Source organism: Sulfitobacter sp. 1A13496 (assembly GCF_043557225.1).
GTDB lineage: Bacteria > Pseudomonadota > Alphaproteobacteria > Rhodobacterales > Rhodobacteraceae > Sulfitobacter > Sulfitobacter faviae.
In genome coordinates this window covers 185,130-210,949 of sequence record NZ_JBIFFP010000002.1, presented here as the reverse complement: position 1 = coordinate 210,949, position 25,820 = coordinate 185,130, and the positions used below count along the sequence as shown (strand labels likewise).

Below are 25,820 nucleotides of genomic sequence, written 5' to 3'. Positions count from 1 at the left end.
GTGATGAGCCGATATGACCTGACCAAAACCGTGCTGCGCCAAGGCGTCTGGCACGGCGTGCTGACCGCCAAAGAGGGTGCAGACACGCCGCAGATCAGCGTGACCCATGAGGGCAAGGACGTGACGGATATCACGTTAGAGGCCGAAGGGTCCGAGGGGCGCTGGCATCTTTCCTTCCCCGTCCCGGCAGAGGCGATTGCCGATGGGGTCCAGACCCTCGTCATTACCGAAATGGCCAGCGGGGCGCTCTTGGGTCATGTGACCCTGACCGCGGATGAAGCGCTCGGCGATGACATACGGGCCGAGATGGACCTGCTGCGCGCCGAACTCGACATGCTGAAACGCGCCTTTCGGCGGCATTGCCGCGAGACGGAATAAGCGAAATGCCGTCCCGCAGGGCCGCGCCCAACAAAAAGCCCCGCTGTCTCCAGCGGGGCTTGGTGCATCTATGTGAAAGAGATCACTCGTTCGGACCCAGAGCCGACAGACCTTTGAGGATGTCGATGGCATAGGCCAGTTGGTAATCCTCTTCGCGCAGCTCCGCCGCTTTGCGGGCCTTTTCGCGGTCGTCTTCGATCTGTTTGATCTGATCGTCGGTCAGGCTGTCATTGTTCAACCGGCCCCGCAGATCGGCTTCGGAGCGGAGGGGGCGTGCCGACAATGCGTCGTCGTCTTCCTCGGTCTCTGGCGTGACCGGAGGCTGGGCCACGACGATATCGGGCGATACGCCAAGCGCTTGGATCGACCGGCCCGAGGGCGTGTAATAGCGCGCCGTGGTCAGGCGCATGGCCCCGTCCCCGCGCAGCGGCATCACGGTCTGGACAGAGCCTTTGCCAAAGCTCTTGGTGCCGATGACGATGGCGCGGCGGTGGTCTTGCAAAGCGCCCGCGACAATCTCGGAAGCCGAGGCCGAACCGCCGTTGATCAGCACGACGATCGGCTTGCCCATCGCCAGATCACCCGGCGTGGCGTTCACCCGGTCACCGTCTTCGATGTCGCGGCCCCGGGTACTGACGATCTCGCCTTCCTCAAGAAAGGCATCCGACACGGCAATCGCCTGATTGAGCAGGCCACCGGGGTTGTTGCGCATGTCGATGACGATGCCGTTGAGATTCTCAATACCGCCCGCCTCTTCGATCTGCTGCTCCAGCCCTTCCTTCATCTTCGGATAGGTCTGCTCGTTAAAGGTGGTCAGACGCAGCACGGCGGTATCGCCCACGGTGCGGGCCCGCACGGCGGTCAATTGGATCGTGTCGCGCACGATAGAGACGTCAAAAGGCTCTGGCTCCCCTTCCCGCACCACGGTGATCAGGATCTCGGACCCCACCGGCCCGCGCATCATCTCGACCGCGTCATCGAGGCCAAGCCCCAGCAGGCTTTCACCATCGACATGGGTGATGAAATCCCCCGCTTCGATCCCGGCCTCAGCAGCAGGCGTGCCGTCGATGGGCGAGACGACTTTAACAAAACCCTCTTCTTGGGTGACCTCAATGCCAAGGCCGCCAAACTCGCCGCGCGTCTGTTCGCGCATCTTTTCGGCGTCTTTCGGCGACAGGTAGGACGAATGCGGATCAAGCGAGGTGAGCATGCCGTTGATGGCCGCCTCAATCAGATCACCGGGATCGACATCTTCGACATATTGGGCGCGGATGCGTTCGAAAATATCACCGAAAAGATCAAGCTGTTCGTAAACATTGGTCGTCTTCTCGGCCTCTTGCGCCAGCAGCGGTCCGGCGATCTGAGTGGTGGCGACCACCCCCGCCACCGTGCCTGCAACGGCTGCCATCACGAATTTCTTCATCTGCTATCCATCCTTGTCGGTGCGGAACCAGTCTGCCGGATCCTGAGGTGTGTTGTCTTGCCTGACTTCTATATAGAGCGTTTCCGTCCGGTCAGTGCCAGTGGCTTCACCATTTGGTGACATCTGAGATGTTGTGCCGCTTTCCGGCCCGCCCATCAACCCGATGGGGGTGCCACCGGCAATCACCTGCCCGGCTTGGCCGTAAACCACATCCAGCCCCGCCAGCACGAAAAGCGTGTCGACCTGCGGCTCAAGGATCACGACATTGCCCAGATCAAGCAGCGGCCCGACATAACGGATCGTCGCTGCCGAAGGGCTGGTCACGATGGCGCGCGGGCGGGTGGCAAGGATCATGCCGGGCCGCGTTACGCCCGCCGAATCCGTCTCTCCGGCCTTGCGGATCACCAGCCCCTGCGCGGGCAAGGGCAGATCGCCCACCTGCCCGTCGAGGTTCACCGGCGCAGGCTCAACCGCGCCGGTGGTGATCTCGGACAGGCCGCTGGCAAAGCCGTCCAACGTCTCGGTCGAGGCGATAAGGATCGCAGTGCGCACCGGGTCTTCGGTAAAGCGCATCGGCAGATCGGTGCGGTTGGCCATCGCCTGATTGAGCGCGGTGCGCGCGGCCTGAAGCTCGGTCAGCCCGTCTTGCAGGCGCTGCGCCGCGTCGGTTTGCAACGCGCGCAGGGTCTTGATGTCCTCATAGTCCTGCCGCAGCGCATCGGCGCGGGCGTTCAGCGCAGGCGTCAATTCAGCCAGCAACATGCCTGCACGGGCGGTGCCCATCGGGCCATCGGGATGCAGCAGCACCACGGGCGACGGATCGCCGCCGATGCTTTGCAAGACGCCCAAGAACTGCGCCACCTCGCCCTCGCGCGCCTGAAGTTTGCGGCTGAGCTGCGCCTCGTTGATCGCGGCCTGCCGCAGCCCGGCCCGCATCGCCGCCAGCCCCGCCTCAAACGCCTGAATCGTCTCGGTCAGCGCCTTCACCCGGTCGCGCGCCCCATCGGCTTGGTCCAGCCGCGCCGATGCCGCCTCCAAGGCGGTCGCCGCCGCGCGTGCCTCTGCTGCGGCCTCATCGGCCTGCGCCTGTGCCATCAGGGGCAGACAGGCAAAAAGGACAGCCGCGGCAAGATGTTTCATGAAAGCAGGCTTTTCCCGGTCATTTCTTCGGGCTGCGGCAGCCCCATCAAATCAAGCACCGTCGGTGCCAGATCGGCCAGCCGCCCGTTGCGCAGCGCCGCCCCTTCGGGCGCGCCCACCGCCACCACCGGCACGGGGTTGAGCGTATGGGCCGTATGCGCGCCGCCGGTCTCGGGGTCGATCATCATCTCGCAATTGCCGTGATCCGCGGTGACGATCATCGCGCCGCCTGCGGCCTCCAGCGCCTTGAGCACCCGGCCCAGCCCCGCATCCACCGCCTCGCAGGCCGCAATCGCCGCCTCCAGATCGCCGGTATGGCCGACCATATCGGGATTGGCGTAGTTCACCACGATGAGGTCATAACCCGCCTCGATCGCCTGCACGAATTGATCCGTCACCTCGCCCGACGACATCTCGGGCTGCATGTCATAGGTCGCGACATTGGGCGACTTTGGCATATTGCGGTCCTCGCCCTCCGCCGGGTTCTCGACCCCGCCGTTGAGGAAAAAGGTCACATGGGGATATTTCTCGGTCTCGGCCAGCCGGAACTGCCGCAGCCCCTGCTGCGCCACCCAGTCGCCCAGCGTGTTCTTGATGTCCGGCTTGGGATACATCGTGGTCATATAGGCTGCGTGATCCTTGGAATATTCCGCCATGCCCATCAGCGCAGCCCAATCGGGGCGCGGGCCGGTGTCATAGGCGTCAAAGCCCGGGTCGCCCAAGGCCGCCATGATCTCCCGCGCGCGGTCGGCGCGGAAGTTGAGGCAGAAGAACCCGTCGCCAGAAGCCGCCCCCGCGTAGTCCTCGATCACGCTGGCGGTGATGAATTCATCCGTCTCGCCCCGCCCATAGGCCGCTTCAACCGCCGCGCGGGGATCGGAGTACCCCTCCCCTTCGCCATGCAGGATCGCCGCCGAAGCCTTGCCGACCCGGTCCCAACGGTTGTCGCGGTCCATCGCGAAATAGCGCCCCGTCACGGTGACGATCTTCACGGCCTCGGGCAGCGCCGCTTCCAGCGTCTCGAAATAGCCAAGAGCAGAGGACGGCGCCACGTCGCGCCCATCGGTCACCGCATGGATCACCACCGGCAGCCCCGCCGCATCCAGCGCGCGGGCGGCGGCGATCATATGGCTGAGATGCCCATGCACCCCCCCGTCCGAGACGACGCCCATCAGATGCGCCGTGCCGCCGGTTTCCTTGAGCTTGGCGATGAAATCTTGCAGGCACTCATTCTCGGCAAAGCTGCCCTCTTCGATGGCCAGATCGATCTGCCCCAGATCCATCGCCACCACCCGGCCCGCGCCGATATTGGTGTGGCCGACCTCGGAATTGCCCATCTGCCCGCGCGGCAGCCCCACATCGGGGCCATGGGTGATCAACTGCGCCTTCGGCCCCGCCTGCATGATCCGGTCGAAATTCGGCGTCTTGGCCAGCAGGGGCGCGTTGCCTTCCCGCACCTCGCTCAGGCCCCAACCGTCAAGGATGCACAATACGACAGGTTTGGGGGCGCTCATCAGACTGTTGCTCCGGCTTGGTGGCTGTTCAGCGCCTTTTACCCCTTGTGGGCTGGCACTTGAACCACTTTGTGCACAAGCCCCCCATTCCCGCGCAGAGCCCTTGCCCCGCGCGGCTGCTTTGGTCATAACGAGTGGCAACTTTCGCCTGAGCCGAGGACCAACTCCATGACCCTGCAAGCGCCCGAAACCCGCATCGTGAACACTTGGCGCGTGGCCTGCGACGGCAGTGAAGGCGCGCTTGGCCACCCGCGCGTCTGGCTGCAAATCCCCCAGGATCGCGGCTGGGTCGAATGCGGCTATTGCGACTGCAAATTCGTCCATGCGGATTTCGAAGGCAAAGTCTGAGCCTTTCCGGCCCCCATCTGAACAACTGAACCGACGGCACGAACCTGCCCGCGCGGCGCATTGGCGTCTGGCCGTGGGCCATGCTTCGTGGCAAAAGGGTCGCCAACCCAGCGGAGCATTCCTATGACATTCGGCAAAGGCCACCACCTGCATCTGATCGACGGCTCTGCCTTCATCTTTCGCGCCTATCACGCCCTGCCGCCGCTGACGCGCAAATCCGATGGCTTGCCCATCGGCGCCGTGGCGGGCTTCTGCAACATGCTGCACCGCTATGTCGAGGGCAACACCGGCCCCAACGCGCCTACCCACGTCGCCGTGATCTTCGACAAGGGCAGCCACACCTTCCGCAATGACATGTACGACCAGTACAAGGCCAACCGCGACGCGATGCCCGAAGACCTGCGCCCGCAGATCCCGCTGACCCGCACGGCGACCGAAGCCTTCAACATCGCCTGCAAAGAGCTTGAGGGCTATGAGGCCGATGACATCATCGCGACCCTCGCCGTGCAGGCCCGCGCCGCCGGGGGGCGTTGCACCATCATCAGCTCCGACAAGGATCTGATGCAGCTTGTCGGCGATGGCGTGGAAATGCTGGACGCGATGAAGAACAAGACCATCGACCGTGATGGGGTGTTCGAGAAGTTCGGCGTCTACCCCGAACGCGTCGTCGACGTGCAAGCGCTGGCGGGCGATTCGGTCGACAACGTGCCCGGCGCGCCCGGCATCGGGATCAAGACAGCCGCGCTTTTGATCAACGAATACGGCGATCTGGATGCGCTGCTTGAACGCGCGGGCGAGATCAAACAGCCCAAGCGCCGCCAGACCCTGATCGACCATGCCGAGCAAATCCGCCTGAGCCGCAATCTCGTCCTGCTGGATGAGAACACGCCGCTCGACTTCACCATCGACGATCTCGAAGTGCGCGACCCCGATGCGGACCGCCTGCTGGGTTTCCTGTCCGAGATGGAGTTCCGCACCCTGTCGAAACGCGTGGCCGAGGTGCTGGGCCGCGAAGCCCCGGCCATCCCCGAAGCGCCCGCCCCCGCCGTGGCCGATGCGCCACAGGTGGCCGAGGTGGCCTTTGACCACAGCCAGTATGAACAGGTCAGCGACGCCGAAGCGCTGCGCGTTTGGCTCAACCGGATTTACGAGCGGGGCTATGTCGCGGTGGACACCGAGACCACCGGCCTCAATGAGATGACCGCGGAACTGGTCGGCGTTTCACTGGCCGTGGAACCCGGGCAGGCCTGCTACATCCCGCTGACCCACAAAGCCAGCCGCGACGACGACCTCTTTGGCGGAGAGGGGCTGGCCCCCGGTCAGATGCCGGTCGAAGAGGCGCTGCAACTGCTGACCCCGATGCTGGAGGATCCCGCGATCCTCAAGATCGGGCAGAACATGAAATACGACAGCAAGATTTTCGCCCAACTGGGCATCGCGGTCGCGCCCATCGACGACACCATGCTGATGTCCTACGCGATGCACGCGGGCCTGCACGGGCATGGGATGGACACGCTGTCGGAACGCTACCTCGGTCACACACCGATGCCGATCAAACCGCTTTTGGGTAGCGGCAAATCCGCCGTGACCTTCGACAAGGTACCGCTGGCCGATGCCGTCCCCTATGCCGCCGAAGATGCCGATGTCACCCTGCGCCTGTGGCAGCTTTTCAAGCCACAACTGCACCGCGCCGAGGTCACCAAGGTCTACGAAACGCTGGAGCGCCCGCTGGTGCCGGTCTTGGCGCAGATGGAGCGGTCGGGCATCGAGGTCGATCGCGATACGCTCAGCCGCATGTCCAACGCCTTTGCCCAGAAAATGGCCGGGCTGGAGGCGGATATTCACGAGTTGGCGGGCGAGAGCTTCAACGTTGGCTCCCCCGCCCAGCTTGGCGAAATCCTCTTTGGCAAAATGGGGCTGCCGGGCGGCAAGAAGGGCAAGACCGGGAAATACTCAACTGGCGCGGATGTGCTGGAAGACTTGGCGACCGAGCATGACCTCGCCCGTCGGGTGCTGGACTGGCGGCAGCTGTCCAAGCTGAAGTCGACCTATACCGACGCGCTGCAAGACCATGTGAACGCCGAGACGGGCCGCGTGCACACCTGCTATTCCATCGCCGGGGCGGCGACCGGGCGGCTCGCCTCGACCGATCCGAACTTGCAGAACATCCCGATCCGCTCCGAGGAAGGCCGCCGCATCCGCGAGGCTTTCGTCGCCCCCGAGGGCAAGGTGCTGGTGGCGCTGGACTACAGCCAGATCGAGCTGCGGATTCTGGCGCATATCGCCCAGATCGACGCGCTTAAGGAAGCCTTCCACCGCGGCGACGACATCCACGCCATGACGGCGTCCGAGATGTTTGACGTGCCGATGGATCAGATGACGCCTGAGATTCGCCGCAACGCCAAGGCGATCAACTTCGGCGTGATCTACGGCATCTCGGGCTTCGGCCTTGCGCGCAACCTGCGCATCCCGCGGGCCGAGGCGCAGGGTTTCATCGACCGCTATTTCGAGCGTTTCCCCGGCATCCGGACCTACATGGACGAGACCAAAGCCTTTGCGAAAGAGCATGGCTATGTGCAGACGCTCTTTGGCCGCAAAATCAACACGCCCAACATCGGCGCCAAGGGACCGCAGGCTGGTTTCGCCGCCCGCGCTGCGATCAACGCGCCGATCCAAGGTACCGCTGCCGACGTGATCCGCCGCGCCATGGTGCGGATGCCCGCGGCGATCGCCGATCTGCCCGCGACCATGCTGTTGCAGGTGCACGATGAATTGCTGTTCGAGGTCGAAAAGGGTGCCGAAGACGCGCTGATCGCCGCCGCGCGTGAGGTGATGGAGAATGCCAATGATCCGGTGGTGAAGCTTGACGTGAAGCTGATCGTCGACGCCGGTGTGGGGGCCAATTGGGCGGAGGCGCATTGATGGAAGACGCGGCCCTTCCCGCAGACCTCGCCCAAGCGCTGGAAGAGACCGGCGCGCAGGCCGGTTGGGACAGCTACAGCGACGCGCTGCGCGCCGATGCGCTGGCGTGGATCGACGCGGCGCGGACCACGACGGCGCGGTCAAAGCGGGTGGATGACGTGGCGCGCTTTGCTGGTAAAGGGCTGCCGCCGACGCCGTTTCAGTAGGGTGGAGGGCCATCGCCTGCCCGCGGGTCGGCGTCCCAAGATCAGTTCCTGCCACTTTATCTCTCAGCCATGATGTGCGGCCTCAAGGTTACGCCCAGCCTCACCAAATCGCCTACCCGGTGGGGCGGGCAGGCGATGGCCCGGCGCCTGCGGCTTCATTCCGGGCCGCCCCCATTCTCGGGCGATGGCCCTTTGTACACGCGTCCCCCATGCGCTAGATCATGCAGTATGACCCCAATCCTCTACTCCTTCCGCCGCTGCCCCTACGCCATGCGCGCGCGTCTCGCCCTCGCGGCCGCGCAAACCCCCGTCCACCTGCGCGAAGTCGTCCTGCGCGACAAACCGCAAGCCTTCCTCGACGCCTCGCCCACCGCCACCGTGCCCTGCCTCGTCACCGAAACCGGCCCCATCGACGAAAGCCTCGACATCATAAAATGGGCGCTGGCCCAGAACGATCCCGAAGGCTGGCGCGATATGCCGTCCGAAGGCCACGACTGGATCACCTGCGCCGACGGCCCGTTCAAAGACGCGCTGGACCGCACCAAATACGCTACCCGCTACCCCGAGGCGGACCCCGAAGAGCAACGCGCCAAGGCGGCAACCTTCCTCCATGACCTCGACGCGCAACTGGGGGACTGGATCTTTGACCGCCCCACACTGGCGGATTACGCGATCCTGCCCTTCGTCCGGCAGTTCGCCTTCATCGACCGCGCTTGGTTCGACGCGCAGGATTGGCCCGCGCTGCGCGGCTGGCTCGACCGCTTCCTCGCCTCGCCCCGGTTCGAAAGCGTGATGAACAAATACCCCCAGTGGCAGCCCGGAGATACGCCGGTGTCATTCCCCTAAGGCGGTCACCCACCCCAAGGACTGCTCCGTCGGGCCGCCCGGAATATACTCCCCGCTGACGAAACCGTCATAGCCCGCCCGCAGCGCGGCAAAGAGCCCGTCGAAATCGACATCACCGCTGCCCGGCGCGCCGCGCTCCGGCGTGTCACCTAGCTGCACATGGCGGATCAGGGGACGATATTCCTCGAAAACCGCCACGGCATCGCCATGGATCATCTGCGCGTGAAAACTGTCGAATTGCAGCGCCACATTCGGCGCATCTACCGCCGCCAGCAGCTCCGCCGCCTGCGCGTAGTCGCTCAAGAAATACCCCGGTTTGGCCTGCGGGCAGAGCGGCTCGATCATCAGCGTGACCCCCGGCGGCGCCTCCGCTGCGGCATGGCGCAGGTTCGCCACGAAAGCCTTTGCAGCCGCTGGCCCCTCGGCCTCCCCGGTCATGACATGCACCATTCTGGGCCGCAGCGCCTCCACATAGCGCCAGACCCGGCGCATATCATGGGCGAAACGCGCCTCCCCTCCCGGCAGGGCGGCGAAACCGGGCGGACCGCCCGTGTAATTCGGCGGCGGCGCGTTGATCAGGGCGAGCGTTAAGCCATTGCGCAGCAAGGCGCGCTGCGTCTCTTTCGCGGGCATGTCATAGGGGAACAAGACCTCGACCGCGCCAAACCCCTCCCCCGCCGCCGCGTCGAACCGGTCCAGGTAGGGCAGTTCGGACCAGAGCAGCGATAGATTGGCGGCGGGGGTGATCGGCATTCGGGTCTTTCGGTGAGCTTACGGCAGGTCTTCCGAAGGGATGATGCCAAAGAATTTCCCGCCCGACCAGACACCAAACCAGCCATCGCGGTGCTGGCCCAGATCGACCAGTCGGTAAAAGCTCTTGCGGTCGATCAGCGCCTCCAGATTGCGACGCACCAGCACATAGGGCGCAGGTTCGCCCGTCTCTTCATCGCGGACCACGCGGATCGGATGGGCCGCGCCCGCCTCGGCCACATCGCCCAGATTGGTCAAAAACCGCAACTGCTGCGCCTCGCCTGCGCCCTCGGCCTCGAAGTCCACGGCGACGAATGGTGCATCTTCGACGGTGATGCCGACCTTCTCCACCGGGGTTTTGAGGAAATAATCATCCCCCTCGCGCCAGAGAATCGATGCGAACAATTTGACCATTTCGATCCGGCCAATGGGTGTGCCTTGATAGAACCACGTCCCGTCGCGTTTGATCTGCATGTCCAGATCGCCGCAAAATTCCGGGTTCCACTTCTCAAGCGGCGGGGTTCCGCGCGCTTTTGCGGCCTTGGCGGCTTCGATCAAACTGTCTGCCGTGGGTGTCACGGTATTTTGTCCGCTCATTGGTTTTGCCATTCCCTTTGGTCGCGATACACTTACACCTGAAAGATATAACTCCGGGGAAAGAAATGTCATGGCCGAAGCGGATGATCTGATCGCGCAAATCGAAGCGCTGACCGAAAAGCTCGCCGCGGCGAAACAGTCGATCACCGGGCGTTTCGTCGGGCAAGAGCAGGTCGTCGACCTTGCGTTGACAGCGCTGCTCTGTGGTGGGCACGGCCTGCTGATCGGCCTGCCGGGCTTGGGCAAGACCCGGCTGGTTGAGACATTGAGCACGGTCATGGGCCTGCACGGCAACCGCGTGCAATTCACCCCCGATCTGATGCCCGCCGATATTCTGGGCTCCGAAGTGCTTGATACCGCGCCCGACGGCAGCCGCGCCTTTCGCTTTGTCGAAGGGCCGATCTTTTGCCAACTTCTGATGGCCGATGAGATCAACCGCGCCAGCCCGCGCACGCAATCCGCCCTGTTGCAGGCGATGCAAGAGAAGACCGTGACCGTCGCGGGGCAGGACCGCGCGCTTGGCAAGCCCTTCCATGTGCTCGCCACGCAAAACCCGATCGAACAGGAAGGCACCTACCCCCTGCCCGAAGCGCAGCTTGACCGTTTCCTCGTGCAGATTGACGTGGCCTACCCCGACCGCGCGACGGAGCGGGACATTCTGCTTGCCACCACCGGCGTCGAAGAGGGCACCGTGCGCCCGGTCTTCACCACCGAAGAGCTTCTCTCTGCCCAATCCCTGCTGCGGCGAATGCCCGTGGGCGACAGCGTGGTGGAGCTGATCCTCGACCTTGTCCGCGCCTTCCGCCCCGATGAGCCCGAGACCACAGAGCCTGTGCGCGACAGCGTCGCTTGGGGCCCCGGCCCCCGTGCCGCGCAGGCGCTGATGCTGACCGTGCGCGCCCGTGCGCTGCTGGAGGGGCGGTTGGCCCCCTCTGCCGAAGATGTGCTCGCCATGGCCCGCCCGGTGCTGAGCCACCGGATGGCGCTGAACTTTGCCGCGCGCGCAAGGGGCGAAAGCCTGCAAAGCCTGATCGACGCCACCGCCGGTCAATTGATCGGGAAAAAGGCCGCCGCGTGACCCATAGCCCCCTGTCCCTCAGAGCCAGCGCCGAGGGCGAAGCGGTCCGGCTGCCCGCCCTGCTGGCGCGGGCCGAGCATTTGGCCGGTGCCGTTCTGCCCGGTGCCCATGGCCGCCGCCGCGCGGGGACGGGGGATGATTTCTGGCAATACCGCCCGGCACAGATCGGTGACAGCCGCCGCATGGTCGACCACCGCCGCTCGGCCCGTGGCGATCAGGAGTTCGTGCGCGAGCGCGAGTGGCAGATTGCGCAGTCCGTCATGCTTTGGGTCGATCAGGGGGCCTCGATGCGCTTTGCCTCGGACAAGGCGCTGCCTGACAAGGCCGACCGCGCCCGCCTTTTGGGCCTCGCGCTGGCAATCCTGCTGCTGCGCGGGGGGGAGCGTGTGGGCCTGACCGGCACCGCCCTGCCCCCACGGCGCGGCAATCCGCAGGTGCTGCGTCTGGCCGAATTGCTCTGCCAAGACGATGGCCAAGACTACGCCCCGCCCGAACATCGCGGCATGATCCCCCATGCGCGGGCGGTCTTCATCTCGGACTTCATGGGCGATCTCGACCCGGTGCAGACCGCGCTGACCAAGGCCGCCGAACGTGGCGTGCGCGGCGTGCTCTATCACCTGCTAGACCCGGCGGAGGAGGCTTTCCCCTTCGCGGGTCGAACCATTTTCGAAAGCGTCGGCGGCAGTCTGCGGCATGAGACGCTCAAAGCGAATGACCTGCGCGACCGCTACCTCGATCGGCTGGCGGCGCGCAAAGACGCCTTGCAGCAACTCTGCGCCCGTACCGGCTGGCGCTATGGGCTGCACCACACCGATGCCACGGCGCAGTCGGCGCTGCTTTGGCTCTATGGCGCGTTGGACGCGCGGCAAGGGAGTGCTGCATGAGCGTTTTCGGCGGCATCGGTTTCACCGCGCCTTGGCTGCTGCTGGCCCTACTGGCGCTGCCGATCCTCTGGCTGATCCTGCGGGCCGTGCCGCCCGCCCCGGTTCGCCGCCGTTTTCCCGGTGTGGCGCTGCTTTTGGGGTTGGCGGATGACGACAGCACCAGCGACCGCACCCCGTGGTGGCTGCTTTTGCTGCGGATGCTGGCCGTGGCCGCGATCATCATTGGTCTCGCCGGGCCGGTGCTGAACCCGCAGGCCGAGACGGAAGAGGGCAGCGGCCCCTTGCTGATCCTGCTCGACGGCTCATGGGCCGGGGCCAGCGGCTGGGACCGACAGATGGCCGCCGTTGACGCGCAACTCACCCGCGCCGGACGGGCCGAGCGGACGGTGGGCATCCTCAGCCTCACCGACCCGCAGGTGCCGACCTTCCAATCCGCCGATGCGTGGCGCAGCCGTCTGGCCGGGTTCACCCCCGCGCCATGGCAACCGGCCCCGGCAGAACTGACCCGCGCGACCGAGATCATGGCGGCCCTGCCCGCCTTCGACACCCTGTGGTTCAGCGACGGGTTGGACTATCCGGGCCGCGATGAGTTGCTTGCCGCGCTGCAATCCAAAGGCGCGGTCGAGGTGCATCAATCCGCGGGCAATGTCATCGGCATCGCCCCCGCAGTCTACCAAGACGGCGCGATCGACCTGACCCTGCGCCGCGCCGCGCCCGGGCCGGAACGCGCGGCGGTGGTGCAGGCCCATGGTCGCGATCCGGCGGGCAACGCCCGCGTGCTTGCCACCGCCAATCCGACGTTCGAGGCGGGCGCGACCGAGGCCCGCACCTCCCTCTCGCTGCCCGCCGAAATGCGCGCGCGGCTGACATCTTTCGACATCGCAGGCCAGCGTTCCGCCGGGGCGCGCAGCTTGGTCGATGACGGGCTGCGCCGCCGCGAAGTCGCCCTCATCCGCGGGCGCGGGGCGCAGGAGGGGCTGCAACTGCTCTCCCCGCTGCATTACATCGAACAGGCGCTGGCCCCGAGCGCCGATCTGATCGACGGCACCCTGACCGAGGTGCTGCCCGCGAACCCCGATGTGATCGTGCTGGCGGATGTCGCCACCCTCGCCCCCGCCGAGGCCGAGCCGCTGCAAGAGTGGATCGACGCGGGCGGCATGCTCATCCGTTTCGCCGGGCCGCGCGTGGCGGCGAGCGATGTCAGCCGCATCGACGAAGACCCGCTGATGCCCGTGCGCCTGCGCGCCGGGGGCCGCAGCGTCGGCGGCGCGATGTCTTGGGGGGAGCCCAAGGCGCTTGCCTCCTTCCGCAACGGGTCGCCTTTCTTCGGGCTGACGGTGCCCGATGACGTGACCGTTTCGGCCCAAGTCGTGGCCCAACCCGACCCGACGTTGGCCGACCGGGTGATCGCCGCGCTCAGCGATGGCACCCCGCTGGTCACGCGCAAAGCCGTGGGTCAGGGGCAGATTGTGCTGTTCCACGTCACCGCCACGGCGGAATGGTCCACCCTGCCGCTTTCGGGTCTTTTCGTGCAGATGATGGAACGGCTGGCCGTGTCATCGGGTGCCAGCGCCCCCGAGGTCCAGAGCCTTGAGGGCACCACATGGACGCCCCTGCGGGTGATGGACGGTTTCGGCAGCTTGTCGGACGCGGGCAATCTGCCCGGCGTTGCGGGGCCTGACCTGATCTCGGCCCCCGCAGGCCCCGCCCTGCCGCCCGGCATCTACGGCGCCGAAGACCGGCGTCTTGCGCGCAATGTGCTCACCGCCGAGACCGCCCTCACCCCCGCCACATGGCCCGCCGATGTGCCGCTGCGCGGCCTTGCCCTGCCACCGGAACAACCACTCGCCGGGGCGCTTCTGAGCCTCGCCATCCTCTTGCTCGTGGCCGATGTGCTGGCCTCCCTCGCCCTTTCGGGGCTGCTGCTGCGCCGCTCCACCGGCAGCTTGGCAGTGGCCTTGGGGCTGGCCATCGCCCCGCAGATGGCCGACGCACAGGAGAATGACCCCGAAAGCTTTGCCATACGCTCGGCCTCTGAGGTGACTTTGGCCCATGTGCTGACCGGCGACAGCGACGTTGACGAGATCGCCCGCGCCGGGCTGATCGGCCTGTCGGACACGCTTTATTTCCGCACCACGGTGGAGCCCGACCTGCCCACCGGCGTTGATCTTGAGCAGGACGAACTGGCCTTCTTTCCGATCCTCTATTGGCCGGTGACCCCCGACCAACCGCAGCCCTCGTCCGAGGCTTATGGCAAGCTGAACGACTACCTCCGCTCGGGCGGGCTGATCCTGTTCGATACGCGGGACGCGGATATCGCCAGCTACGGTGCCGCCAGCCCGAACGGGCGCAAGTTGCAGGAACTGGCCGCGCCGCTCGACATTCCGCCGCTGGAGCCGTTGCCCGGCGATCATGTGCTGACGCGCACCTTCTATCTGCTGCAAGACTACCCGGGCCGCTACAGCAGCCGCGATGTCTGGGTCGAGGCAGCGCCGCCCGATGCCGAACGGATTGAGGGGATGCCCTTTCGCAACCTCAATGACGGGGTGACGCCGGTGGTGATTGGGGGCAACGACTGGGCTGCGGCTTGGGCTGTGCGCCGCGATGGCGCGCCGCTTTTACCCATCGGGCGCGGCTTTGCCGGAGAGCGGCAGCGCGAACTGGCCTACCGCTTTGGCGTGAACCTTGTCATGCATGTGCTGACCGGCAACTACAAATCCGATCAGGTCCATGTGCCTGCGCTGCTGGATAGGTTGGGCCAATGACCGGAACCGTGCTTTTCGACCCGCTGATCCCCCTGCCGCTGCTGATCGGCCTTGCGGTGCTGGCCGCGCTCGGCCTTCTGCTGGCGCTGTGGCGCGGTCTGTCGGGCTGGGCCCTGCGGGGCTTGGCGGCGGCGGTGGTTCTGGCCGCGCTCGCCGGGCCGTCCTACCAGACCGAAGACCGCGCGCCGCTGTCGGACATCGTGTTGCTTTTGGAAGACGAAAGCGCCAGCCAGCGGCTCTCCGACCGTGCCGCGCAGACCGACGCGGCGGCAGAGGCGCTCTCTGCCCGCATCGCCGCCCGCCCCAACACCGAGCTGCGCCGGATCACCGTGCCGGACGGGGCCGAGGATGCCGGCACCCGCCTGATGACCACGCTGGCCGATGCGCTGGCCGAAGAGCCACGCGCGCGGATCGCGGGCATTCTGGCGCTCAGCGATGGCCGGGTGCATGATGCGGACCTGCCGCTCGACCTGCCCGCGCCGCTGCATCTGCTGCAAACCGGCCGGGCCGAGGATTGGGACCGCCGCCTGACCGTGCGCAATGCCCCGGCCTTTGCCATCATCGGAGAGCCGGTGACCCTGACGCTGCGCATCGACGATCTGGGGGCCGCGCCCGAGGGCGGCGAGCTGACCCAGCTTGATATCTCTGTCGACGGGGAAGAACCACAAAGCTTCAACGTGCCGATTGGCCAAGACCTTGAACTGCCCGTGGCCCTGCCCCACGGCGGGCGCAACGTGATCCGCTTCTCCCTGCCCGAAGCCGAGGGGGAGTTGACCGACCGCAACAATGCGGCGCTGATCCAGATGAACGGCGTGCGCGACCGGCTCAGCGTGCTCTTGGTCTCAGGCGAGCCGCATCCCGGCGGGCGCACGTGGCGCAACTTGCTGAAGTCCGACAGCGCGGTCGATCTGGTGCATTTCACCATTCTGCGCCCGCCCGACAAACAGGATGGGGTGCCGGTGAACGAGCTGTCGCTCATCGCTTTTCCGACGCGCGAATTGTTCATGGAAAAGATCGACGACTTCGATCTTATCATCTTTGACCGCTACCAACGGCGCGGCATCCTGCCTGCGCTCTACCTCGACAATGTGGCGCAATATGTGCGCAAGGGCGGTGCGGTGCTGGTCGCCGCCGGGCCGGATTTTGCCAGCGCCGACAGCCTCTACCGGTCACCGCTCGGCACGGTGCTGCCCGCCACCCCCACGGCGCGGGTGCTGGAGGAAGCCTTCCCCCCCGTTGTGACCGACATCGGCCAGCGCCATCCCGTCACCTCAGATCTGCCCGGCAAGGGCGACTGGGGCCGCTGGCTGCGTCAGATCGACGTGAACGCTGACAGCGGCGACGTGGTGATGACCGGCGCGGACGACCGCCCGCTTCTGGTGCTGGACCGCGTGGATGAGGGGCGCGTGGCGCTGCTCGCCTCTGACCACGCTTGGCTGTGGAACCGCGGCTATGAGGGCGGCGGCCCGCAGTTGGAATTGCTGCGCCGTTTGGCCCATTGGATGATGAAGGAACCCGAGCTTGAGGAAGAGGCGCTGATGGCCTCTGCCCAAGGCCGGACCATGCGCATCACCCGCCGCACCTTGGACGAGACCGTGCCCCCCGTCACGATCACCGCCCCCGATGGCAGCACGACCGAACTGCCCCTCGCCCCCGCCGGGCCGGGCCGGTTCGAGGCGGAATATACCGGCGAAGAGATCGGCCTCTACCGGCTGGAGAACGGCGATGAGGTCACCGTCATCGGCCTCGGCCCCGCCGCCCCGCGCGAGTTTGTCGAGACCATCGCCAGCGATGCGGCCCTGCGCCCGGCGATCGACAGCCTGCGCGGTGGGGTGGCACGGGTGGAGGATGGGCTCCCCCGTCTGCGCGACGTGCGCCTTGGCCGCCCTGCCGCCGGGCGCGGCTGGCTGGGGCTGACCCCGCGCGGCGCTTACGAGACGCGCGATGTGCGACAAACGCCGCTGCTGCCGGGGTGGCTGGTGCTCTTGCTTTCGGCGCTTTTCATCATTGCCGCATGGCTGCGCGAGGGCCGCCGCTAAAGCGTCCGCAGCAGCAAGCCGCCCGCCAGCGTCACCACGACCAGCCCCGCCGTCAACTCGGCCACCGCTGCGGCTTGGGCCAGCCTCGGCGATCCGGCCAGCCCGCCCAAGACCCCGGCCCGTAGCCCCGTCGCGGCTAAGCCAGTGGCGATGGTGATCAAGCCGGTGCCGAGCGCCATGGCAAAGGCCCCCAAGATGCCGACCCCGCCGATCCCCATATGCCAAGTGATTACCAACACGAAAAGCGCGCCGGTGCAGGGCCGTATGGCGATCCCACCGATCAAGAGCAGCGCATCGCGCAGCCTTCCCGCGCGTTGAACCTGCGCCAGACTGGGCCCATGGGCATGGCCGCAATGGCTGCATACTTCACCGGAATGCGCCGATCTGTCCTGCCGCGCATGGCGCAGCCCGCGCCAGATCAGCCAAAGCCCGATGAGGGCAATCGCCCCATAGCTCGCCGGGGCCATGATCTCTTCGGTCACGCCGACCAGCGCCTCCCGCCCAAGACCCAAGAGGAGGATCCCCGCATAGACCAAAACCACGGCGGTCACCGCTTGGCCCAAGGACGCCGCGAGCGCGATCAGCGACAGCCGCAGCACTGGCACCGCCCGCGCCAACCCGTAGCCGCCGATCACGATCTTGCCGTGCCCCGGCCCCGCCGCATGGACGACGCCATAGGCAAAAGACGCCAGAAGCACCGTCCAGAACGCCGCCGTATCGCCGCCCCGCGTGGCGCGCAGCCCGTTGGCGATGCTGTTTTGAAACCCGCGCTGCTGCCCCGCGGCCCAATGGGCAAGGGCGTTGAACCCGCCCGACCACCACAGCGCCGCCAGCGCCAAAAGGGTCGCCAATGCCGCCAGTGCTATGATGCGTCGCATGTGATCACCACTTCATTCGCCAAGGCTTCGCCGATCTCCGGCAGACCCACATCGCTTGGATCGGTATTCGCGTCCAGCGTGCTCAAGTCCTGCTGAAGAGCGCGCAGATCGGCATTCATATCCGGCATCTTGACCCGCGCGCGGCAGGTGTCACTGCCTTGGATGGTCACTTTCTGGGTCACCTCATAGGCGGTGTAATAGGTCGGATCATAGGGTTTGATGACCAGTCCATCGGCATCCGGCGCCGGGCCTTCGACCGCGCGCAGATGGCTGGTGATGATGCGGCCTTCGGCAAAGCTGGTTTCCACGTCCTGCGGACCCGAGAGCGCGACCTCTTCGCCCCCGTCCAGCAAGACCGTATCGCCGTTGAACCCTTCGATCCACTGCATGTCGAACCCGTTGAGAGAGGCGACCTCCGCCTCGGTCAACACGCCGTCATAGTCGGGGTCGAGGCCGCGGTCCTCGGTCACCAAGAGAGAGTAGAATTCGTCATAGGCCCATGTGATCCGCAGATGGGACAACCGCCCCTCGGCATCGACGATCACTTCGAACCCGGTATCGACGAAGATATGCGGATGCGCGCCAAGCGGCGTGGCGCAGGCGATGACAGCGGCGGTGACGAGCGGGTATTTCATGGCGCTAGGTCTACGCCCCTTCGCCAAGCGCGGCAATCGCCCGGCGGGCGGCGCACGGCGGGAAGGCGCGCATCGCCGCCCCGCCTGTGGGTCAGTTCGACGGGTAGGGCCGGACAAAGACCGGACGCTCGGGCGTCGAGGCATCGGGCTGATAGGCATAGCCGCCGCTGTCGAAATCCTGCAAACCTTCCGGGTCGTTCACCCGGTGCTGCACGATGTAGCGGGCCATGGCACCGCGGGCCTTCTTGGCGAAGAAGCTGACGATCTTCGGCCCCTTGCCATCGCCCTTATCTTCCATGAACTGCGGGGTGATCACCCGCAGTTTCAACGCCTTGAGGTCCACCGCGCCAAAATATTCCTGACTGGCGCAGTTCACCAGAACATCGCTGCCGGTGGCTTCGGCCTGTGCGTTCAACGCCTTTGACAGGCTGTCACGCCAATAGTCATAGAGGTTGCCGCCCCGACGGGTTTTCAGCTTGCTGCCCATCTCTAGCCGGTAGGCTTGGATCGCGTCGAGCGGGCGCAGCACGCCGTAAAGGCCCGACAGGATGCGCAGGTGATCTTGGGCATAGGTCATCTCATCGGCATCAAGGCTCGTGGCCTCCAGCCCCTGATAGGTGTCGCCGGCGAAGGCCAGCGCGGCGGGGCGGGTGACCTCGGCTGTGGGCTCAGCCTCGAACGCCTGAAAGCGGTCGCGGTTGAGCCGCGCGAGATCGTCGCTCAGCCCCATCAGGCTTTTGAGATCGCCCAGGGTGAGATTGCGCGCAGTCGTCGCCAGCCGCACGGCGTCTTCCTGAAAATCAGGCTGGGTGACGGCGACATTGCGCTCGGCCCAATCAAGGCGTTTGGCGGGGGAAATAACGACGAGCATGGCAGTCTCCTTGGGGGCGTTTCGGGGTGATCTAGCCCGCGTCGCGCAGAACGTCCAGAAAGGCCGGACCAAAGCGTTCAGCGCGTTTATCGCCGAGCAATCGTTCAATGGCCGAAGGGTCGGCGCTGCGCAGTTGGGCCACTTTCGCAAGCATCGCGGCAGAACAGCTCAGCGGCTTTTCGGTCCCCTGTTCGCCGCGCGCCAGATCGGCCTGCACCTGCAACAGCTGGTCATAGACATTGCCCGCCTCGCGCCCCGCCAGCTTGCGCCGCGCCTTATGCATCGGCTGCGCCTCGCCGTTTATGACTTCGAGGAAGGCCGCACCGTAATTTTCCAGCTTCTTGGCGCCCACTCCGCCGATCCGCGCCATGGCATCGAGGTCTTGCGGTCGCGCCTCGGCCATCTCGATCAATGTCCGGTCGGTGAAGATGATATAGGCGGGCACGCGGGCCGCCTCGGCCAGCGCGCGACGCTTGGCCTTGAGCGCGGAGAGCAGCGGCGCGTCCTCGTCGCTGACCATGGCCTTGACCGCGGGCCGCCGGTTCGCGCCCGCCGCCTTGATCGTATCGCGGCGCAGGTTGATGCTGGCCTCGCCGCGCAGGATCGGCAGGGCGGCGTCGGTCATGCGCAGCGCGCCGTGGCGCTCAGCATCCGGGCGCACGAGGTCATGGCCCATCATTTGCCGAAACACCGCCTGCCATTCGTTGCGGCTGTATTCTCCGCCCACGCCGTAGGTCGGCAGCGATTGGTGGCCGCGCTGGCGGACCTTCTCGGTCTCGTTGCCCAAGAGGATGTCGATGAGATGGCCCGCGCCGAACCATTCGTCGGTGCGCAGCATGGCGGAGAGCGCCTTGCGCACCGCGGTGGTGCCGTCGAAAACCTCCGCCGGAGTGTCGCACAGATCGCAGCGCCCGCAGGTGACCTCGGTCTCGTCGAAATAGCCCAGAAGGGTTTTGCGGCGGCACTCCAGCGCCTCGGCCAGACCCAGAAGCGCGTTGAGCCGCCCGTGGTCGGCAGCGCGGCGTTCGGGCGGGGCAAGGCCTTCGTCGATCTGGCTGCGGCGCAGGCGGATGTCGTCGGGGCCGAAAAGCGTCAGCGTCTCGGCAGGTGCCCCGTCGCGCCCGGCGCGGCCGATCTCCTGATAGTAAGCCTCGATCGACTTGGGCAGATCGGCATGGGCGACCCAGCGGATGTCGGGCTTGTCGACCCCCATGCCAAAGGCCACGGTGGCGCAGACGATCAGCCCGTCCTCTTGCTGAAAGCGGCGCTCGGCGATGCGGCGGTCCTCGGCCTCCATCCCGCCGTGGTAATGCAGCGCCTCCTGCCCCTGATCGCGCAGCGCCTTGGCCAGCCCCTCGGTTTTGGCGCGGGTGCCGCAATAGACGATGCCCGACTGGCCACGCCGCGCCCCGGCGAAGGCAAGGATCTGGTCGCGCGGCTTGTTCTTTGCGGCGAAGGCGAGGTGAATGTTGGGCCGGTCAAACCCGCGCAGGAAGGCGCGCGGCGGGGTGCCGTCGAAGAGCTTCTCGACAATCTCGGCTTGGGTTTCGGCATCCGCCGTGGCGGTGAAGGCCGCCAGCGGCACGTCGAGCGTGCGGCGCAGCTCACCGATGCGCAGGTAATCGGGGCGGAAGTCATGACCCCATTGGCTGACACAATGCGCCTCATCCACGGCAATCAGATTGACGCCAACGCGCCGCAGCATCCCCATGGCGGAGCCTGCCGCCAACCGTTCGGGTGCCATATAGAGCAATTTGAGCGTGCCCGCCTCCAGCGCCTCCCAAACCGCGTCGGTCTCTTCGGGCGTGTTGCCGGAGGTCAGCGCGCCTGCCGCGACGCCTGCTTCTTGCAGGCTGCGGACCTGATCACGCATCAGGGCGATCAGCGGCGAGATGACCACCGTCACGCCCTCGCGCATCAGCGCAGGCAATTGGAAACACAGGGATTTGCCGCCGCCTGTAGGCATGATGGCCAGCACGTTTTCGCCCTCGGTCACGGCCTCAACAATCTCTTGCTGGCCGGGGCGGAACCCGTCGAAACCGAAAACATCACGAAGAAGCGTGGCAGCGCCTGTCATGGAGAACCTGTAAGATTGTCTGCTCTTTTTATGCAGACTCCCACACTAACAAAGCGTGAACAAGGCCAGATGCCCGCGGCATCGGCGCGCGGGCGGGCTGGGGCACGGGTCAGTAGAAGGCCGCTGCGTTGTTGGTCAGCACGATCCGCGCCATGGCAACGGCGATCAGCACGATCAGGGGGGCGAGGTCCAGACCACCCATCGGCGGAATCACATTGCGCACGCGGCTATAGACCGGCTCAAGAATGCGGTTCAGCCCGTCCCAGATCTGCGCCACCAGCGGTTGGCGCAGGTTCAGCACCTGAAAGTTGATCAACCAAGACATGATGACATGGGCGATGACGATGAACCAAACGATGTTCAGCAGCAGCATCAGGATCTGGAACAGCGACGTCATGGAATATCCCCTTGGTTTGACGCAAGACAGTTAAGCGCCCCGCCTCCAAAGGGCAAGAGTGCCGCGACGTATATGCTTGACCGCGCTGCGCTTCCGCCGCAGATCCGCGTCGTCACGACAAAGGAAAGCCTCATGTTCCCGATCATCCGCATGGCCAAAGACGTCATCGTCGCCGCGCGGCAGGCGCCGCTGGAAAACCTGACCGACACCCATGTCAGCCATCACATCTGCTGGCCGCATGACCTCGATATCTGGATGGAATTGAACAACGGGCGGGCGCTGTCGCTTTATGATCTGGGCCGCACCGCCATGGCGCAGCGCGCCGGGTTGATCACGCTGCTGCGGCAGAACAAATGGGCGATCACCATCGCGGGCTCCAGCACGCGGTTCCGCCGCCGCATCCGCATGTTCGAGAAATTCGAGATGCGCAGCCGGACCCTGTGTTGGGACGACAAGTTCATCTACCTTGAGCAATCCATGTGGAAGAAGAACGGCGAATGCGCGAGCCATGTGCTCTACCGTTCCGCCGTCACCGATCGTAACGGGCTGATCCCGCCGGAAAAGGTCTTGCAAGCGATGGGGCGGGAGCAAGCTTCGCCTGAGGTGCCGGGCTGGGTGGCCGAATGGATCCGCGCTGATGCGCACCGCACCTGGCCGCCGATGCAGGACGCGGCCCCGGCCCCCGATGCGGCAGGGCCGCTTTCGGCCTGAGCCGACCGCCCTTCTCTGCCTCACCCCCGCCCTTACTGACGCTTGCGCCTTGCGCCCTGCCCTGCTCTAACTTGAAAAGGGCAGGCCGCGAAGGGGCGCAACATGGCACAGACAGGCGGGCGCAAGCGCATCTGGGGATGGTATTTCTTTGATTGGGCCAGCCAGCCTTACAACACCCTGCTTCTGACTTTCATCTTTGGCCCCTATTTTGCCCAGACCGCGACCAATGCGCTGGTCGAGGGCGGGATGGAGCTTGGCGCCGCCAAAGCCCAAGCGCAGGCATACTGGGGCTATGGTCTGGCGCTGGCGGGCGTCGCGATTGCGGTGCTGGCGCCGATCTTGGGCGCGGTAGCGGATTCCTCGGGGCGGCGGATGCCTTGGATCCGGCTCTTCTCGGCCATGTATGTGGTCGGCGCAGGCGCGCTGTGGTGGACGGCCCCGGCGGATTTCTCTCTGCTTTGGGCGCTGTTCTTCTTCGGCATCGGCTTGGTCGGGATGGAGTTCGCGACGATCTTTACCAATGCCTATCTGCCCGAGCTGCACCCCGACGCGGATGAGCGGGGGCGCATTTCCGGCGATGGCTGGGCCTTTGGCTATGCGGGCGGGGTGCTGGCGCTGATCGCGATGATCGCCCTGTTTCAAAGCGGCGCGAATGGGCGCACCATGGCGGGGCTGACGCCGCTTTTCGGGCTCGACCCGGCGACAAAGGCCGACACCCGTATCGTCGGGCCGCTGACGGCCATCTGGTACGCGGTCTTTATGATCCCCTTCTTTCTCTATGTGCGCGACAGGCCGAAAGCCGGCGCTGTGCGCTATCGCGTGGGCGCGGGTCTCGCGGATTTGGCGCGCACCCTGCGGGGGCTGCCGAAGCATCCGTCGCTTCTGGCCTATCTCGGCTCTTCGATGTTCTACCGCGACGCGCTGAACGGGATGTATACCTTTGGCGGGGTCTATGCGCTTGGGGTGCTGGATTGGTCGATCCAAGAGATCGGCATCTTCGGCATCCTCGCCGCCATCTCGGGCGCGGTGTTCTGCGTGCTGGGCGGGCGGATCGACCGGCGCATCGGCCCGATGCCGGTGATCGTGGCTTGCTGCGTCATCCTCATCGCCACCGCCTGCCTGATCATCTCGCTGGGGCCAACTTCGGTCATGGGCGTTTCTTTGCCCGAAGGCTCCGCCCTGCCCGATATCCTCTTCTACGTCGCCGGTGCCTCTATCGGCGCGGCGGGCGGGGCGCTACAGGCGTCATCGCGTAACATGCTGACCCGGCAGGGAAACCCCGAGCGGATGACCGAGGCTTTCGGCCTCTACGCCCTCTCGGGCAAGGCCACCTCCTTTCTCGCACCGGCGCTGATTGCCCTGACCAGCGACCTCACGGGCAGCCAACGGCTTGGCATCACCCCCGTCGTGGGGCTTTTCATCGTCGGTTTGATCCTGTTAGCTTGGGTCAAACCCAAGGGAGATTTCGCCACATGACGCTGCTTCGCACCCTCACCTCCGTGGCGCTGGCCTTTGCGCTTGCCGCTTGCGGGGGCGGCCGGACCGAGACCGACATCAGCGGTGAGAAGGTCGCCCTGCCGACCATCGGCTCTTCGGGCGGCGCACTCAGCACGGTTGAGGCCAAACGGCTTTTCGGGGCCAAGAGCTTTGCCTCCGCGCAATCTCCGGCGGCTTTCGGCAGCTATTCCAAAGGCTGCCTTGCCGGGGCCGAGCAATTGCCCGAGACAGGTCCGACATGGCAGGCCATGCGCCTGTCGCGTAACCGCAACTGGGCCCACCCCGAGATGATCGACATGGTTAAAACGCTCAGCCGCAAGGCCGCGCAGCAGCCCGGTTGGGAAGGCGTCTATGTCGGCGATATGAGCCAGCCACGCGGCGGGCCGATGCTGACCGGTCACGCCAGCCACCAGATCGGGCTTGATGCCGACATCTGGATGCTGCCGCCCGAATCCCTGAACCTCAGCCGGGCGCAGCGCGAGAACATCTCGTCGATCTCCATGCGCCGGGCCAGCGGGGCCTATGTGAATTCCTCTTGGACACCTGCGCATCACGAGGTGATCAAAGCCGCGGCCCAAGACCCCCGCACCGCGCGCATCTTTGTTTTCCCCGGCGCAAAAGTGCAGATGTGCGCCGATGAGAAAGGCGACCGCAGCTATCTGCGCAAAATCCGGCCTTGGTACGGGCATCACTACCATTTCCACATCCGCATCAGCTGCCCCAAAGGCGCGCGCGGCTGTGTGGATCAGGCCCCGCCCCCGCCCGGTGATGGCTGCGCCGATGCGCGGCAGTGGCAGGCCAATATCCTGAACCCGCCAAAGCCCGACCCGAGCGCACCCAAAACGAAACCCAAGCCCAAGCGCGACATCCTGCTTGCGGACCTGCCTGCCCAATGCAACGCCGTTTTGAACGCAAACTGATCCGCGCCTGCCTCCCGTTCTTCTTGCTCATCGCCTGCGTGGCCCCCGCCGCGCAGACAGGGCCGGTGGTGCAGGTAAACAGCGTGCTGACATGGCGCCATCCGGCGCCGTGGTTCGGCGGTTTTTCCGGGGTCGAGGTGAATGCCGATGGCACCCGCCTGACGGCAGTCTCGGACCGTGGCCGCGTGGTGCAGGCACGCATGCTACGCGAGGCGGGGCGTATAGTGGCGCTTGAAGTTGAGGAGAATGCTCCGCTGAAAGGGGCCGACGGCAAACCCCTGCGCGACAAGATGCGCGATGCCGAAGCGCTGGCGCTTGACGGCAGCGGGCAACTCTACGTCTCATTCGAACACGACCACCATGTCGCGCGGCTGTCGCCCGAGAGCGGCGTCACCACCCCGCTGCCCAGACATGACGACTTCGCCAAATTTGAGCCAAACGCGGGAATGGAAACTTTGGCCGCCCACCCCGATGGGCGGCTCTTTGCGACCCCCGAAGGCGGCGGCCCGGCCTCGGATGATTTCCCGCTCTATGCCTTTGACGGCAGGAGTTGGACGATCACCGCAGAGATCCCGCGCCGGGGGCCGTTCCTGCCGGTGGATGCCGATTTTGCCCAGGACGGTACGCTTTATCTACTGGAGCGGACGATCACGCCGCTGGGGTTTCGCAGCCGCATCCGCAGCTTCGACCTCACCGCGCCTGCGCTTGGCGAAGAGACGCTGCTGACCTCTGGCCCCGGTCAATATGACAATCTCGAAGCGCTCAGCACTTGGCAGGACGAGGCGGGGCAAACCCGGCTGACCCTGCTGTCGGACGACAACTTCTTTGTCATGCAGCGCAATGAGGTGGTTGAGCTGATCCTTGCCAAACCGGCTTCCGAGGGCTAAAGCCGTCCGGTCTGCGATCCCCGCAGGCCAAGTCGCCGCACCCTTGCACAAAACGGT

Annotated in this window: 23 protein-coding genes; 13 read left to right on the top strand and 10 right to left on the bottom strand. The window is 65.8% G+C overall.

The annotated features are described in order from the left end of the window. The first annotated feature begins 3 nt into the window (after positions 1-3). The gene (locus tag ACGYLX_RS07730) at positions 4-378 is read left to right on the top strand and encodes a hypothetical protein (RefSeq protein WP_168612947.1); all 375 of its coding nucleotides are present in this window, start codon (positions 4-6) and stop codon (positions 376-378) included. Positions 379-460: 82 nt separating this feature from the next. Here the strand turns inward: ACGYLX_RS07730 and ACGYLX_RS07725 are convergent, their stop codons facing one another. From ACGYLX_RS07725 to gpmI, 3 genes are read right to left on the bottom strand one after another with little or no spacing between them, the layout of a single operon-like run. Then, positions 461-1,801 carry a S41 family peptidase gene (locus tag ACGYLX_RS07725; protein WP_067268037.1) on the bottom strand — a complete coding sequence of 447 codons (1,341 nt, stop codon included), beginning with the start codon at positions 1,799-1,801 and terminating at the stop codon, positions 461-463. A gap of 3 nt (positions 1,802-1,804) precedes the next feature. Continuing rightward, the gene (locus ACGYLX_RS07720) at positions 1,805-2,941 is read right to left on the bottom strand and encodes a murein hydrolase activator EnvC (RefSeq protein ID WP_209216699.1); all 1,137 of its coding nucleotides are present in this window, start codon (positions 2,939-2,941) and stop codon (positions 1,805-1,807) included. Further along, positions 2,938-4,455, bottom strand: coding sequence for a 2,3-bisphosphoglycerate-independent phosphoglycerate mutase (gene gpmI / locus ACGYLX_RS07715; RefSeq protein WP_168613339.1), 1,518 nt, complete (start codon positions 4,453-4,455; stop codon positions 2,938-2,940). The genes ACGYLX_RS07720 and gpmI overlap by 4 nt, the downstream gene beginning before the upstream one ends. A gap of 168 nt (positions 4,456-4,623) precedes the next feature. On the opposite strand from gpmI, the gene ACGYLX_RS07710 reads away from it, so the two are divergent. The 4 genes from ACGYLX_RS07710 (at position 4,624) to ACGYLX_RS07695 (ending at position 8,777) form a co-directional block, all read left to right on the top strand. Continuing rightward, on the top strand, positions 4,624-4,803 hold the full coding sequence (locus ACGYLX_RS07710) for a zinc-finger domain-containing protein (protein WP_067263007.1): 180 nt from the start codon (positions 4,624-4,626) through the stop codon (positions 4,801-4,803). Between the two features lie 123 nt (positions 4,804-4,926). Further along, on the top strand, positions 4,927-7,725 hold the full coding sequence (gene polA, locus ACGYLX_RS07705; protein WP_394448388.1) for a DNA polymerase I: 2,799 nt from the start codon (positions 4,927-4,929) through the stop codon (positions 7,723-7,725). After that, positions 7,725-7,931 carry a YdeI/OmpD-associated family protein gene (locus tag ACGYLX_RS07700; protein ID WP_067263012.1) on the top strand — a complete coding sequence of 69 codons (207 nt, stop codon included), beginning with the start codon at positions 7,725-7,727 and terminating at the stop codon, positions 7,929-7,931. Before polA ends, ACGYLX_RS07700 begins: the two co-directional genes overlap by 1 nt. A gap of 228 nt (positions 7,932-8,159) precedes the next feature. After that, the gene (locus ACGYLX_RS07695; protein ID WP_168613509.1) at positions 8,160-8,777 is read left to right on the top strand and encodes a glutathione S-transferase; all 618 of its coding nucleotides are present in this window, start codon (positions 8,160-8,162) and stop codon (positions 8,775-8,777) included. Here ACGYLX_RS07695 and ACGYLX_RS07690 read toward each other — a convergent pair. Both ACGYLX_RS07690 and ACGYLX_RS07685 read right to left on the bottom strand, forming a co-directional pair. Next, a complete protein-coding gene (locus tag ACGYLX_RS07690; RefSeq protein ID WP_394448385.1) occupies positions 8,766-9,530 on the bottom strand; it encodes a hydroxypyruvate isomerase family protein in 765 nt (254 codons plus the stop codon). The two genes, ACGYLX_RS07695 and ACGYLX_RS07690, sit on opposite strands and share 12 nt — an antisense overlap. Positions 9,531-9,548: 18 nt before the next feature. After that, entirely contained in the window at positions 9,549-10,124 is a 576-nt protein-coding gene (locus ACGYLX_RS07685) for a DUF1285 domain-containing protein (protein WP_394448383.1), read from the bottom strand. A 70-nt stretch (positions 10,125-10,194) separates the two neighbouring features. Here ACGYLX_RS07685 and ACGYLX_RS07680 point away from each other — a divergent pair, with 70 nt between their 5' ends. From ACGYLX_RS07680 to ACGYLX_RS07665, 4 genes are read left to right on the top strand one after another with little or no spacing between them, the layout of a single operon-like run. Further along, on the top strand, positions 10,195-11,202 hold the full coding sequence (locus ACGYLX_RS07680) for an AAA family ATPase (RefSeq protein ID WP_394448380.1): 1,008 nt from the start codon (positions 10,195-10,197) through the stop codon (positions 11,200-11,202). Continuing rightward, entirely contained in the window at positions 11,199-12,086 is an 888-nt protein-coding gene (locus tag ACGYLX_RS07675) for a DUF58 domain-containing protein (RefSeq protein ID WP_394448377.1), read from the top strand. Before ACGYLX_RS07680 ends, ACGYLX_RS07675 begins: the two co-directional genes overlap by 4 nt. Beyond that, a complete protein-coding gene (locus ACGYLX_RS07670) occupies positions 12,083-14,851 on the top strand; it encodes a DUF4159 domain-containing protein (RefSeq protein ID WP_394448374.1) in 2,769 nt (922 codons plus the stop codon). Before ACGYLX_RS07675 ends, ACGYLX_RS07670 begins: the two co-directional genes overlap by 4 nt. After that, positions 14,848-16,890, top strand: a complete 2,043-nt coding sequence (locus ACGYLX_RS07665) for a hypothetical protein (protein WP_394448371.1) — start codon at positions 14,848-14,850, stop codon at positions 16,888-16,890. Before ACGYLX_RS07670 ends, ACGYLX_RS07665 begins: the two co-directional genes overlap by 4 nt. Here the strand turns inward: ACGYLX_RS07665 and ACGYLX_RS07660 are convergent. The 5 genes from ACGYLX_RS07660 to ACGYLX_RS07640 form a co-directional block, all read right to left on the bottom strand. Then, on the bottom strand, positions 16,887-17,768 hold the full coding sequence (locus ACGYLX_RS07660) for a nickel/cobalt transporter (protein ID WP_394448368.1): 882 nt from the start codon (positions 17,766-17,768) through the stop codon (positions 16,887-16,889). The genes ACGYLX_RS07665 and ACGYLX_RS07660 overlap by 4 nt on opposite strands. Further along, positions 17,753-18,403, bottom strand: a complete 651-nt coding sequence (locus tag ACGYLX_RS07655) for a DUF1007 family protein (RefSeq protein WP_394448365.1) — start codon at positions 18,401-18,403, stop codon at positions 17,753-17,755. Before ACGYLX_RS07655 ends, ACGYLX_RS07660 begins: the two co-directional genes overlap by 16 nt. A 91-nt stretch (positions 18,404-18,494) precedes the next feature. After that, positions 18,495-19,274: a peroxide stress protein YaaA gene (yaaA, locus tag ACGYLX_RS07650; protein WP_394448362.1), complete on the bottom strand. Its 780-nt coding sequence runs from the start codon at positions 19,272-19,274 to the stop codon at positions 18,495-18,497. Positions 19,275-19,305: 31 nt separating this feature from the next. Next, the gene (recQ, locus tag ACGYLX_RS07645; protein WP_394448359.1) at positions 19,306-21,351 is read right to left on the bottom strand and encodes a DNA helicase RecQ; all 2,046 of its coding nucleotides are present in this window, start codon (positions 21,349-21,351) and stop codon (positions 19,306-19,308) included. Positions 21,352-21,460: 109 nt separating this feature from the next. After that, on the bottom strand, positions 21,461-21,748 hold the full coding sequence (locus ACGYLX_RS07640) for a YggT family protein (RefSeq protein ID WP_067267829.1): 288 nt from the start codon (positions 21,746-21,748) through the stop codon (positions 21,461-21,463). Between the two features lie 132 nt (positions 21,749-21,880). Between ACGYLX_RS07640 and ACGYLX_RS07635 the strand changes: the two genes are divergently transcribed. The 4 genes from ACGYLX_RS07635 (at position 21,881) to ACGYLX_RS07620 (ending at position 25,763) form a co-directional block, all read left to right on the top strand. Beyond that, positions 21,881-22,459 (top strand): acyl-CoA thioesterase, encoded by a 579-nt coding sequence (locus ACGYLX_RS07635; RefSeq protein ID WP_394448356.1) that lies wholly within the window; start codon positions 21,881-21,883, stop codon positions 22,457-22,459. A 102-nt stretch (positions 22,460-22,561) separates the two neighbouring features. Then, positions 22,562-23,935, top strand: coding sequence for an MFS transporter (locus tag ACGYLX_RS07630; protein ID WP_394448354.1), 1,374 nt, complete (start codon positions 22,562-22,564; stop codon positions 23,933-23,935). Beyond that, positions 23,932-24,876 (top strand): penicillin-insensitive murein endopeptidase, encoded by a 945-nt coding sequence (gene mepA, locus ACGYLX_RS07625; protein WP_394448351.1) that lies wholly within the window; start codon positions 23,932-23,934, stop codon positions 24,874-24,876. Before ACGYLX_RS07630 ends, mepA begins: the two co-directional genes overlap by 4 nt. Further along, positions 24,849-25,763, top strand: coding sequence for an esterase-like activity of phytase family protein (locus ACGYLX_RS07620; protein ID WP_394448348.1), 915 nt, complete (start codon positions 24,849-24,851; stop codon positions 25,761-25,763). The genes mepA and ACGYLX_RS07620 overlap by 28 nt, the downstream gene beginning before the upstream one ends. Positions 25,764-25,820: the final 57 nt, after the last annotated feature.